At 72.6% G+C, this 12,608-nt stretch carries 10 protein-coding genes; 6 read left to right on the top strand and 4 right to left on the bottom strand.

The genetic code is table 11. From position 1 onward, the window contains the following. Positions 1–11: 11 nt before the first annotated feature. Positions 12–1,046, top strand: coding sequence for a CU044_5270 family protein (locus CLV30_RS16440; RefSeq protein WP_129711069.1), 1,035 nt, complete (start codon positions 12–14; stop codon positions 1,044–1,046). Here CLV30_RS16440 and CLV30_RS16435 read toward each other — a convergent pair. Both CLV30_RS16435 and CLV30_RS16430 read right to left on the bottom strand, forming a co-directional pair. Continuing rightward, a complete protein-coding gene (locus tag CLV30_RS16435; protein ID WP_106538315.1) occupies positions 1,043–2,764 on the bottom strand; it encodes an ABC transporter ATP-binding protein in 1,722 nt (573 codons plus the stop codon). The two genes, CLV30_RS16440 and CLV30_RS16435, sit on opposite strands and share 4 nt — an antisense overlap. Positions 2,765–2,783: 19 nt before the next feature. Then, positions 2,784–4,556: an ABC transporter ATP-binding protein gene (locus CLV30_RS16430; RefSeq protein WP_106538314.1), complete on the bottom strand. Its 1,773-nt coding sequence runs from the start codon at positions 4,554–4,556 to the stop codon at positions 2,784–2,786. Between the two features lie 97 nt (positions 4,557–4,653). On the opposite strand from CLV30_RS16430, the gene CLV30_RS16425 reads away from it, so the two are divergent. Continuing rightward, positions 4,654–5,352 carry a TetR/AcrR family transcriptional regulator gene (locus CLV30_RS16425; RefSeq protein ID WP_106538313.1) on the top strand — a complete coding sequence of 233 codons (699 nt, stop codon included), beginning with the start codon at positions 4,654–4,656 and terminating at the stop codon, positions 5,350–5,352. 37 nt (positions 5,353–5,389) lie between these two features. Here CLV30_RS16425 and CLV30_RS16420 read toward each other — a convergent pair whose 3' ends face one another. Continuing rightward, complete coding sequence (locus CLV30_RS16420; protein WP_106538312.1) at positions 5,390–6,076, bottom strand: peptidase inhibitor family I36 protein; 687 nt, start codon at positions 6,074–6,076, stop codon at positions 5,390–5,392. A gap of 75 nt (positions 6,077–6,151) precedes the next feature. Here CLV30_RS16420 and dapD point away from each other — a divergent pair, with 75 nt between their 5' ends. From dapD to CLV30_RS27010, 4 genes are all read left to right on the top strand, one after another. Continuing rightward, entirely contained in the window at positions 6,152–7,084 is a 933-nt protein-coding gene (gene dapD, locus CLV30_RS16415) for a 2,3,4,5-tetrahydropyridine-2,6-dicarboxylate N-succinyltransferase (protein ID WP_106538311.1), read from the top strand. 97 nt (positions 7,085–7,181) lie between these two features. After that, positions 7,182–8,159, top strand: a complete 978-nt coding sequence (locus CLV30_RS16410) for a VldE C-terminal domain-containing protein (protein ID WP_106538310.1) — start codon at positions 7,182–7,184, stop codon at positions 8,157–8,159. Positions 8,160–8,161: 2 nt separating this feature from the next. Beyond that, a complete protein-coding gene (locus CLV30_RS16405; RefSeq protein ID WP_106538309.1) occupies positions 8,162–9,763 on the top strand; it encodes a gamma-glutamyltransferase family protein in 1,602 nt (533 codons plus the stop codon). Positions 9,764–9,770: 7 nt separating this feature from the next. Further along, positions 9,771–11,372, top strand: coding sequence for a hypothetical protein (locus CLV30_RS27010; protein ID WP_106538308.1), 1,602 nt, complete (start codon positions 9,771–9,773; stop codon positions 11,370–11,372). 140 nt (positions 11,373–11,512) lie between these two features. On the opposite strand, the gene dapC is transcribed toward CLV30_RS27010, so the two are convergent. Then, positions 11,513–12,607: a succinyldiaminopimelate transaminase gene (gene dapC / locus CLV30_RS16395; protein ID WP_106538307.1), complete on the bottom strand. Its 1,095-nt coding sequence runs from the start codon at positions 12,605–12,607 to the stop codon at positions 11,513–11,515. Position 12,608 lies beyond the last annotated feature (1 nt).

The raw sequence follows: 12,608 nt of genomic DNA, 5'->3' as shown, positions 1-12,608 counted from the left end.
TTGGATCTGGCATGAGCCCGAGCATGGACCTCGTCCTCAATCCGCCGGCTGAGCGTGACATCCCCGCGCAGCGGCAGGAGGCGGCCCGGCGCCTCCTCGAGGACGTCGTCGCCCGGTCCGCGCGCACCCGGCGGCCGATGCCTCGTGGCCCGCGCCCGGGCTGGCGGCCTCGTCCGCGCCGGACCTGGCGTGCCGTCGCGCTGGCGGCAGCGAGCACGGCGGCCGCCGCGGTGCTGGTGGTCAGCGACCTCGGCGGGACGGGGGACGAGGTCGTGCACGCCGCTACGCCGCCGATGCTGGACGGTGCGCTCGGCCAGGGCGAGCCGGCCGAGCCGGTGCTGCGACGCCTCGCCGACGCGGCGGCCGGCTCCGGCGGACAGGCCGCGGACGCCACCGTCCGCACCGAGAACTGGGAGCTGGCCGTGTCCGTGGCGGGCGAGGGAGCCGAGCAACGCGTCACCACCGCCGTCGTGCCAACGCTGCGGGAGCGCACCCGCAACGACGACGGTTCGATCCACCTCCGCGAGGTCCGCGGCGAGCCGCAGTTCCCCGGCGAGGCCTACCGGCGCGCCTGGGACGAGGCCGGGCGTCCGGATCCCAGCGGCACCGTCCTGCTCGACCGGACCGTGCCGGCCGGGCGGATCGAGTCGCAGTACCCGGCCGACCTCGCGACGGCCCCGGGCCCGCTACGTGCACAGCTGCTGTCCGCGGCCCCGGAACCGACCGACGCGACGACCGCGCTGTTCCGCGCCGTCCGCGACGTCCACGCCGAGCGCCCGGTCGCGCCGGCCACCCGCGGCGCCGAACTGTCCGTGCTGGCCGGGCAGGGCGGCGTCACCTACCTCGGCGAGACGACCGACCGGGCCGACCGCGAGGCGGTGGCGATCGCCGCCGACGGCACCGACACCGGCCTGGCGCGCCGGCACGTCCTGCTGCTCGACCCGGACGACGGGCGCGTGCTCGGTTACGAGGAGATCCTCACTGGCGACACCGGGGCCCTGGACGTCGACGCGCCCGCGGTCGTGGCCTACACGGTCTTCCGCTAGCCGACGTCGCCGGCGACGGGTGTCGTGGAGACGTTCCAGAAATCGGCGTAGGTCCCGCCACGGCTCAGCAGCTCGTCATGGCTGCCTTCCGCGATGATCCGCCCGCGGTCGAGAAGGGCGACGCGATCGGCGCGCCGGACCGTCCGCATCCGGTGCGCCACCATCACCACCGTCCGGCCGGCCATCAGACGTTCGATGCCTTCGTGGACGGCCGCCTCGTTCAGCGGGTCCAGCGCGGAGGTCACCTCGTCCAGCAGCACCATGGGCGCGTCTTTCAACAGCGCCCGCGCGATCGACACACGCTGGCGCTCACCACCGGACAGCAGTGCGCCGCCCTCTCCGACATCGGCCGCCCAGCCGCCGGGCAGTCGCTCGATCACCTCGTCCAACCGTGCCGCGGTCGCTGCGGCTCGAACCTCGGCGTCGGAGGCATCGGGACGGCCGAGGCGGACGTTCTCCTCGATCGTGCCGTGGAAGAGATAGACGTCCTGGAAGACGATGGCGATCCGCGCCATCAGCACCTCGGTGTCGATCGCGCGCACGTCCACACCCCCCACACGCACCGCGCCCGCGTCCACGTCGTGGAACCGTGCGAGCAGCTGCAACAACGTGCTTTTGCCCGCGCCCGACGGTCCGACGACGGCGATCCGCTGTCCCTCGGGCACGGACAACGACACGTTCTCCGCCACCGTGCGGTCGCCGTACCGGAAGGTGACGGCGTCGAACTCCACGTCATGTCGTTCCGGGCGGATCGGTTCGTCCGGTTCCGGCAACGGCTCGGTGCGCAGCACGGTGTCGAGCCTGTCCAGCTCCGAACGTGCGCCGCGGAGCTTGGCGCCGATGTCCGACAGCGACAGCAACGGATCGGCACAGCGTGCGGCCAGCACCAGAATCGTCAGAACCTCCGCCGCACCGATGTTCCCGCCGAGCGCGAGGTAGGTGCCCAGGGCCAGCAACACGGTGAAGATCGCTTGCACCGTCAGTGTCAGGCCCACTGCGCCCGGCAGCATCGACAGCGTCTGGCGGCGGGACGTGCGTTCGACGTGCTGCAGCGAGTCGTCGAGCAGGCCGAAGCGTTCGCGGGTCCGGCCGCCGGCTCGCAGCACCGGCTGGGCTTGGAGGTACTCGATGACCCGCGCGGCGGCTTCGTGGTCGCGGTCGTGGCGCTGCGCATCGACGGTGGCCATGGAACGCGCGGTCCGGACCTGGGTGACCACCACGATCGGCACGGCGACCAGCGAGGCCAGCCCCAGCCGCCAGTCGAGGACGAGCATCACGGCGACGATCGTCAGCGGCGTCACCAGAGCGGAGATGAACGGTGCCAGCAGATGCGCCATGACACCCAGCGCCGCCAGCAGACCACGGCTGGCCATGACGGACACGTCTCCGACCCGGCGGTCGGTGTACCACCCGATGGGCAGCCGAGCCAGGTGATCGCCGAGCCGGTGGTACATGCCGCGCAACATCGTCGTCCCGACGCGCATGCCGGACAGATCGCTGATGTAGCGCAGTACCGCGTAGACCGCGACCGCTGCCGCGAAGGCGATCAGCCAGGGCCACGCGTCTGCCGGTGTGCGCCCGAACAATGCCCGCAGGATCGGAACCAGCAGCGCGTAGAGCACACCCTCGACCGCCGCCGTCGCCGTCATCATGGCCAGGGTGCGACGCATCGGCGTGGCGTACTCGTGTCCCAGTACACGCAGGAGTGTACGGATCATCGTGGCTCGACTCCTTCCGCTACGCCGTCGTGGGTTCGTGCTCGTCGGCGATCGCCGATGTCCGCGCCTGCCAGAACGCGGTGAGTTTCCCGTTCCGCGCCAGCAGGTCGGCCGGCCGTCCCTGCTCGACGATCACGCCGTTCTCCAGCATCACGATCGTGTCCGCGTCGGCGACCGTTTCCAGGCGATGTGCGATGACCAGCATCGTCCGATCGCCCTCGAGCGTCGCCAGGGCGCGGCGCACCGCCTGTTCGGTCTGCGGGTCGGCGAAGGCGGTCGCCTCGTCGAGCACCAGAACCGGCGCGTCGGCGAGCAGAGCGCGTGCGATCGCGATCCGCTGTGCCTCGCCGCCCGACAGCCCGGCGTCCTCACCGATCACCGTGTCGTAGCCGCGCGGCAGCTCGAGAACTCGATCATGCACGTTCGCGAGCCGGGCGGCGCGGACCACGTCTTCCAGGCCGGCATGCGGGACCGCCAGTGCGATGTTGTCCGCGATCGACGCGCGCAGCAGCGAGGTGTCCTGGAAGACGAACGAGACCGTCCCGTAGAGGTCCCGGCTGCCGAGTTCGCGTAAGTCCACGCCGCCCAGGACGACCGAACCGTGGGTCGGGTCGAAGAACCGCGGCAACAGCTGAACCAGCGTCGACTTTCCGCTGCCCGACGGCCCGACCACCGCCGTGACCGTCCCCGGCTCGAGCACCAGATCGACCCCCCTCAGCACGTCGTGACCGGGTTCGTACGCGAACCGGACGTGACGCAGTTCCACCCGGTGACCCTGTGGTGCGACCGGATCCGCAGGCTCCGGCAGCGACGGCACGGCGAGAACGTCCCGGATCCGTCCGACCGCGCGCCGTGCGGCCTGAATGTCGTCGAAGCCGTGGCCGAGGGCCGCCACCGGAGCGGTCAGCCCGAGCCCGAGTAGCAGGAAAGGCAGCAGGTCGGCCGGGGCCATGCCCCCGGACGTGATCATGGCCGTGCCGCCGGTCAGCACGACCACCAGCACGAACGGCGGCGACAGCGCCAGCTGCATGCCGGCGGCGACCAGGGACATGCCGCGTACCCAGCGAGAGAAGACGCTGACGAAATCGTCCGCGGCGGCGCGGAACTTCCGGTGGGCGCGCCCGGATCCACCGAACGTCTTGACCACCGAGATGCCCTGCACGAACTCGACGACGGAACTGGCGATCCGTCCCATGGCCGCGTCGTACTCCTCCTGCTCACGCTGCCGGGACGGGAGCATCAGCAGTGGGACCAGCGCCACCGCCAGCACCACCGGTGTCAGCGTGATCAGCGTGAGCCGCCAGTCGATGGTCAACAGGTAGATCAGCGACACCAACGGCACCACGAACGCGGAGACGAGCTCGCCGGGTGTGTGGGCGATCAACGGGTGCACGGCACTCACGTCCTCTCCCACGACCTTGGCCAGCTCACCGGTCCGGCGCCGGGAGAACCAGCCGATCGGCACGCGACCCAGCCGTGCGGCCAGCGCCCGTCGAAGAGCCAGTTGCACGTGACCGTCCAGAACGTGCCCGAGTCCGGACGATGCGGCGGTGAACAGCAGCCGGACGAACAGGCCGGCCGCGCCCACCATCACGGCGGCCCGGACGTGGTCCTGGTCGACCGGGCCGGGCGACAACAGCGCGCGCCCCAGCTCGACGACCGCCAGCAGCGGCGCCAGCCCCGCGACGGCACCCACGGCCTGCAAGGTCACGACGGCCGCCGCGGCGAGGACGAGTCCCGGCCGGGCGCGCGCCTCGAGCGTCGTGCGTCCGTCCGCGGTATTTCGGAACATGTTCCTAAACTAGCAACGTCGCCACTGCGCTGTCCATCGCCGCAGCGGCGGCGCCGCGGTTTTGCGGAGCGGAACGGCGAGAACGGATGATGAGCCAATGCCCCAAGGCACCGCACCGCGAGGCGGCAGCGCACCACGAGGCCGCACCGGCCGACCTCCCGTGACCTCCCGCGCGCAGATCCTTGCGGCGGCCCGCCGGCTGATCGATCGGGACGGCTGGGAACGGCTGACGATCCGCCGGCTGGCGGCCGAGCTCGGCGTCGGGGCGACGACGCTGTACCACCACGTACGCGACCGGGAGGACCTGCTGGTTCAGCTGATCAACGACATCGCCGACCAGACCCCGTTCCCCGAGCTGCCCAGCGCACCACGGGATCGCATCGTCGTGGCCGCCGCGGCGATCCACGACGGACTCGCCGCGCACCGGTGGGCCACCGAGATCATCGCGACCGACGGCTTCCTCGACCGCCTCGGCGAATCAGCTCTCCGGATGGTCGAAACCATCGTGGCCGGAGCCATCGACTGCGGATGCACACCCGATCAAGCCGTCGACGTCTTCCGCGGCGTCTGGTACTACACCGTCGGCGAGATCGTCGTCCGCGCCAACTCCGACCAGCCACAGGACGAGACGGCGCGCTCCGCCGACCGCGACGTCTTCTTCAGCAACCTCGACGCGTCGCAGCACCCACACCTGGCCGCCATCGGTGACAGATGGCCGGCGCTGGCCGCCCGAGACACCTACCTCCAGGGGCTACGCGCCTTCGTCGACGGCCTGCTCCCACGAGCCGGCCAGTGACGAACGCTTCGAGCAGGAGCGCTTTCGCCGACGTCTCCTACACGTACTGGCACCTGAAGTAGCTCATCTCGTTGTTGTCCGACGAGCCGACGTAGGTGTCCATCGCGCCCGGGCGCATGGTCCACAGCCAGCGGCCGCCCTTGTAGTCGTAGGCCCGCACGATCATGTTGTAGTTGCGGTTGACCCACGAGGACGTCACGTTGCTGAACCCCCAGGCGCCGGCGCCGCCGGAGCACCGGGTGCGGAACTGGAGCCTGGACCCGTTGTAGTACGTGCCGGTGTAGAAGCAGTAGTAGCCCGGTGAGCAGGTCCGCCAGTCGCCCATGGTGGACACCCCGTCCGCGGCGGCACCGTCGGACGGCGCGGCGTCGGACGGCGCCGACTGGGCGGGCGCCGACTGGGCGAGCGCGTCGTCGAGGTCCATCCGCTCAACGAGGTCGGTGCGCACGTTGGCGCCGAGCCCGGCCGGAGCCGCCTCCGCTCCCGGATCCGGCCACACCAGCACGACGTCGCCGCCGTCCCAGGCCATCGCGTTGTCCGACACCTGCACACCCCCGGGCCGCAGTTCCAGCGCTCGCGACATCTCGGCGGCCAGCGGGCCGGACGGCGTCCCGGCGGAGGGCTCGTCACCCGGGGTCGCGTGCGCGGCGGTCGCCGTCGTCATCGTGACGGCGGCGACCGCCAGCAGGGTCGTCAGCAGCCGTGATCGAGGGGGGTGAGGCATACCCGGGGCTCCTTTGTTTGCTGGTCACGCATCCGCGGTCGACGCCCCGCGGCGGACGCCCCGTAAGCTGAGCGCATGACCGACGCACGCTCGGCCTGGGGCTTCGGATTGGCCACCATTGCCGTAAATGGAACGATACTGGACGTTTGGTACCCGTTTCCGGCGCTCGGCAAACCGCCGACCGCCCTCGACGACGCGCTGATCGAGCTCCGCGACCTCGAAAGCGACGACCCGGACCGCCGTGTCCGCCGCGCCGTGGTCGAGACCGAGATCGACCTGGACGCGCCGCCCGCGGACACCGCCGACGCGTACCTGCGGCTGCATCTGCTGTCGCATCGGCTGGTGGCGCCGCACGAACAGAACCTCGACGGCATCTTCGGCGTGCTCAACAACGCCGTGTGGACCGACCGCGGGCCGTGCCCCGTCGACGACTTCGAGAAGACCCGGCTGTCGATGCGCCGGACCGGTCCGGTGACCGTGTACGGCATCGACAAGTTCCCGCGGATGGTCGACTACGTCGTGCCGTCCGGTGTGCGCATCGCGGACGCCGACCGGGTCCGGCTGGGCGCCCATCTCGCCTCCGGCACCACCGTGATGCACGAGGGCTTCGTCAACTTCAACGCCGGAACGCTCGGCGCCTCCATGGTCGAGGGCCGGATCTCCGCCGGCGTCGTCGTCCAGGACGGCTCCGACGTCGGAGGCGGCGCCTCGATCATGGGGACGCTGTCCGGGGGCGGCAAGGAGACCATCACCATCGGCCGCAACTGCCTGATCGGCGCCAACGCCGGCGTCGGGATCTCCCTCGGCGACGGATGCGTCGTCGAGGCCGGGTGCTACGTCACCGCCGGGACCAAGATCAGCCTGCCGGACGACCGCATCGTCAAGGCGCGTGAGCTGTCCGGCAGCGACGGGCTGCTGTTCCGCCGCAACAGCGTCACCGGAACGGTCGAGGCACTGGCCCGCTCCGGCGACTGGGGCGGGCTCAACGCCGCCCTGCACGCCAACTGAGCCCGCGCGGCCCGGCCGAGCCGGCACACCCTGACCCTGGCCCTCCTCGCTGCCGACGGTGGAACCTCGTGACCCGTGAACCCGTTGTCATGACCTCATGAGCCGACCCGCACGCCTGCTGGCCACTCTCGGTGCCGTCGCCGCGCTCGGCGGTGGCGTGGCCGCCCTGCTCATCTTCTGGGCGGGCGGGCCGAGCGGGCCGTGGCAGCCCGCCAACGAGTGCCGGGCGACCGCGGACGGGCACACGGCCGTGCTCGGCCCGGAACAGGCCCGGCACGCCACCACCATCGCCACCGTCGGCATGAACCGCGGGCTGCCCGCCCGCGCGGTGACCATCGCCCTGGCCACCGCCTACCAGGAGTCCGACATCTACAACCTCGACTACGGCGACCGTGATTCGCTGGGGCTGTTCCAGCAGCGGCCGTCCCAGGGGTGGGGCTCGCCCGCGCAGGTCCAGGACCCGGTCTACGCGGCCCGGGCCTTCTACGAGGCGCTCGAGCAGGTTCCCGGCTACCGGAACATGGAGATCACCGAGGCGGCGCAGGAGGTCCAGCGCAGCGCCTACCCGGACGCCTACGCCGACCACGAGGACGACGCCCGGGTCCTCGCGTCGGCGCTGACCGGCTACTCCGAGGCCGCGTTCTATTGCACGTTCGAGCGGGACTCGTACGAGGCCCAGCCCGAGGGGGCCGACGGGCTCACCGAGCGGGCCCGCACCGTCCGCGACCAGCTGGTCGAGGCGTTCGGCGACCTCGACATCGGCGGCTATCGACCTGGCGGCATCGACTCCGGGCACGTCGAGGGCTCGGCCCACTACGACGGGCGCGCGCTGGACGTCATGTTCCGGCCGTACGACGACGCCGCCGTGAACCGCCGCGGCTGGGCGCTGGCCCAGTGGGCGACCGCGCACGCCGACGAGCTCGGCATCGCCGTCGTCATCTACGACGACCGGATCTGGAGCGCGCGACGCTCCGACGAGGGCTGGCGGGCCTACACTCATCCTTCCGGCGACACCACCGACGTGACGCTGCGCCACCTGGACCACGTCCACATCGCCGTCGCCGAAGGGAGCTGAACGTGCCCGCGGTCGCGGAACCCGTACGCGGCGACGGCGGCATGGTCACCACTCCGCATCCGCTGAGCTCCGCTGCCGGCGCGGACGTCCTGCGCGCGGGCGGCAACGCCGTCGACGCCGCGATCGCCGCCTGCGCCGTCCAGGGCGTCGTCGCCCCGGAGACGTGCGGGGTCGGCGGCGACCTGTTCGCCCTGGTGCACGTGCCCGGCCTGGCCCGGCCGCACTGCCTGAACGCCTCCGGGCGGGCCGGCTCGGGCGTCGACGCCGACGAGTTGCGCGCCGCCGGGCACCACGCCGTCCCGTCGACCCATCCCGCGGCGATCCCCGTCCCGGGGTGCGTGGACGGCTGGGTGACGCTGGCGCGCGACCTCGGGCGGATGCCGCTGGACGCGGTTCTCGCGGCGGCGATCGAGTTCGCCGCCGACGGCTTTCCGGCCTCCGCCGACCTGGTCCGTGCGGTGCGGGCCGGACGTGACCGGCTGTCCGGGCAGGAAGCGGCGCTGCCACTGCTCACCGCTCAGCCCGGGGCCATGGTCGTGCGCGGGCAGCTCGCCGCGACGCTGCGCGCGCTCGCCGCCGGCGGACGAGAGGCCTTCTACGAGGGAGCGCCGGGCGCGGCCGTCACGGCGGCCACCGACGGGGTCGTCTCGGCCGACGACCTGCGGCGTGACCAGGCGGACTGGGTCGACGCGCTCGGTGTCGACGCCTGGGGCGCGACGGCGTGGACCGTTCCGCCGAACTCGCAGGGCTACCTGGCGACCGGTGCCTGCGCCGTGCTCGACCGGCTGCGCCGCGACGGCGCGGACCCGGGCGACCCGCGCCGCCAGCATCTGATGATCGAGGCGTACCGGGCGCTGGCCACCGGGTACGACCGCGTCGCGGTGGATCCCGGCGCACTGTCCGGCGCGCCGGACCAGCTCCTCGGGGCCGCCCAGCTCGACGCCGTCGCCGCCGGTATCGACGCGTCGGCGGCCCGCCCGCGCTACCCCTCGGCGCACGCCGCCGGCGGGACCGCGTACATGTGCGTGGTCGACGCCGACGGCATGGGGGTGTCGCTGAGCCAGTCGAACTTCCACGGCATCGGTTCCGGTGTCGGCGCCGGAACGGCCGGCTTCCTCCTGCACGACCGCGGGCTGGGGTTCAGCCTGGAGCTCGGACACCCGGGCGAGCTCGCACCCGGCCGGCGGCCGTTGCACACCCTGTCGCCGACACTGTGGACGCAGGACGAGCGGCTGCGCCTGCTGCTCGGCACCCGCGGCGGACCGGTACAGCCGCAGGTGGTGCTGCAGCTGGCGGCCGCGATCGTCAGCGACGGGCTCGACCCGGCGACCGCACAGGCGCGGCCGCGCTGGACCGTCGACCCTCCGGCGGACGACGCACGCGTGACCGGCGGGTCCCGGGTCCGGTTCGAGCCGGACGTGCCCGGCCACGTGGTCGACGACCTGCGCCGCCGCGGGCACGAGGTCGCCGTGCTCGACAGCCCGCAATCAGGCTGGGGCCCGGCGTCGGCGATCGACGTCGACGACGCGGGCGTCCGGTCGTCGGCACCGGACCCGCGGGTCGAGACGACCTCGGTGACACCGGTGCCGGGCCCGATACGGTGAGACGACCATGAGCGCTGACACGCCACCGCCGCCACCACCGTCGGAGACGTCGAGCCCGCAGGAGCAGCCGCCCGCGGCACGCAGCGCCGCCCGCTGGAAGGTCGCCACCGCTGTCGTGTCGGTGCTGGGCCTGGCGCTGACCGGGACCGTGTACGTCCTCATGGACCAGCGCGCCGACGAACTACGCTCCGAGCGGGACACCGCCCGCGCCGAGCTCGAGGACGCGCGTGAGGAGGCCGACAGCGGCCTCGGCGGTCTGGAGGACCTGCTGGGCGGGCTCGGCGGCTCCGGCGAGGGCGACGGGTCCGACGGGTCCGGGGAAGGGCTCGGCGGGCTCGAGGAGTTGCTCGGCGGTGACGGCGGCCTGGGCGATCTGCTCGGCACCGGCGGCCTCGACCCGATCCTGCTGCAGTGCCTGGGCGGCGCCATGGGGCTGGGCGGCGACGGCTCCATCCCCGAGGGCGACGTGCGCACCCAGGTCACGGCGATCAAGGACATCATCGAGGCCGAGCGCGGCCTGCCGGCGGGCGACGACGTCGACATCGAGTTCGTCAGCCGCGAAGAGGTGCAGCGCCGCGCCGTCGAGCGTAGTACCGAGGACATCGACCGCCAGCGCGCCCGCGTCGACTCCCGCATGCTCGCCGCGCTGGGCGCTGTCGAGCCCGGCACCGACCTGGCTCAGGCGCAGCTGGACGCGCTGGAGGCCGGCGTCGGCGGTTTCTACGATCCCGAGACCGAGAAGCTGGTCATCGGCTCGAAGCAGATGGACGGGCTGGGGGCGTTCATCACGTCGCACGAGCTGGTGCACGCACTGGCCGACGCCGAGCTCGGTCTGCCGGACCAGCAGGCGCTGGCGCGCCGGTCCGGCTCCGACGCCGCGTACGCGGCGCTGAACGCCATCGAGGGTGACGCGTCGCTGTACAGCCAGCGGTTCGTCGGCAAGCACCTGCCGATGGACGAGCTGCTGGCCCTGCAGTCGACCTCGGCGCAGACCGACGCCAGCCTGGACCAGCTGCCGCACGTCGTGGCCAGGGAGCTGGAGTTCCCCTACGTCGAGGGCATGACGTTCAGCTGCGACCTGTACCTGCAGGGCGGCTGGAAGGCCGTCGACCGCAGCTACGACGACCTGCCGGACACCACGGCGCAGATCCTGTTCCCGGACCGCTACCGTGACGACGAGCAGGCCGTCGACGTGACCGATCCCGCCGGGCCCGAGGGCTGGAAGCCGCTGCGCACCGACACCTTCGGCGCCGCCGACCTGTTGTTCCTGCTGGAGGCTCCGGGCGACGACGAGGACGCCGCGCTGTCCGACCCGAAGAAGCGTGTCGCCGCGTGGGCCGGCGGAGAGATCAACGTCTGGGGGCGCGGCGGCGACACCGCGACGGCGCTGACACTCGCCGACCGCGGCGGGAGCACGCCGATGTGCGACACGGTGACGCGGTTCTACGCCGCGGCGTTCCCCGACGCCACGCGCACCGACACGACCACCAGCGGGGAGAACACCACGTTCGAGTCGCAGCGGCAGTCCGCGGTCGTCTCGTGCCAAGGCGACGAGGTCCGGCTGAGCACCGCCCCCGACCTCCCGACCGCCCGCTCCCTCGCCTTGTAAATGACCACGTTCACCATGGAATTCCATGCGTCACCACCCCTGCAGCCCTGGTGACGCATGCACAAGCCTAGTGATGCTCACAAAAGGAACCGGCAGCTTCGCCCGGTGAGCGGCGAGCCGCCGTCCGTGCCCGAACCGGCTCAGGCCAGCCGCTTGACCGCCGCGTCCACCCGCTCGTCCACCGCGGTCAACGCCACCCGCACATGCCGCGCGCCCAGCGGACCGTAGAACTCCCCGGGCGCCACCAGGATGCCCAGTTGCGCCAGCCGGTCCACGGTGTCCCAGCAGCCCTCGTCACGGGTGGCCCACAGGTACAGCCCGGCCTCGGAGTCGTCGACCCGGAACCCGGCACCGGCCAGCGCCGTGCGCAGCGACGCGCGCCGCCGACGGTACCGTTCCCGCTGGACCTCGACGTGTTCGTCGTCGGCCAGCGCCGCCGCCATCGCCTCCTGCACCGGGGCGGGCATCATCATGCCGGCGTGCTTACGGACCTCGAGCAGCTGCCGAACGATCGCCGGGTCACCGGCGACGAGCCCGGCCCGGTACCCGGCCATGTTCGACCGCTTCGACAGTGACTGCACCGCCAGGATGCCCTCGAGCGACCCGCCGTTGACGTCACTGTCCAGGACCGACACCGGACGGGCGTCCCACCCGAACTCCAGGTAGCACTCGTCCGACGCGACCACCGCACCACGCTCGCGCGCCCAGGCCACGACCTTGGCGAGGTGTTCGGCGGGCAGCACCCGCCCGTGCGGGTTCGCCGGCGAGTTCACCCAGACGAGGCCCACCCGGCGGGGTCCCAGCGCGACGACGGCGTCGGCGGCCACCGGTTCGGCTCCGGCCAGCCGGGCGCCGACGTCGTACGACGGATAGGCCAGCTCGGGGTGCACGACCACGTCACCGGCGCCCACACCCAGCAGCGTCGGCAGCCAGGCCACCAGCTCTTTCGAGCCGATCGTGGGCAGCACGCCCGGATCGCCGCCGGACGCCCGCAGGCCACACCGGCGCCGCAGCCACTCGACCGCCGCAGCACGCAACTGGGACGTCCCCGCCGTGGCCGGGTACCCGGGAGCGTCGGCGGCCGATCTCAACGCCTGCTGGACGACGTCCGGTGTCGGGTCCACCGGCGTGCCGACCGAGAGGTCGACGACCCCGCCAGGGTGCGCCGCCGCACGCTCGCGGTACGGCACCAGCGCGTCCCACGGGAAGTCGGGCAGGCGCCGACGCTGCGGCACC

Source organism: Haloactinopolyspora alba (genome assembly GCF_003014555.1).
Taxonomy (GTDB): domain Bacteria; phylum Actinomycetota; class Actinomycetes; order Jiangellales; family Jiangellaceae; genus Haloactinopolyspora; species Haloactinopolyspora alba.
Note: the sequence above shows the minus strand (reverse complement) of the source record. Positions and strands in the feature narration are given on the sequence as shown.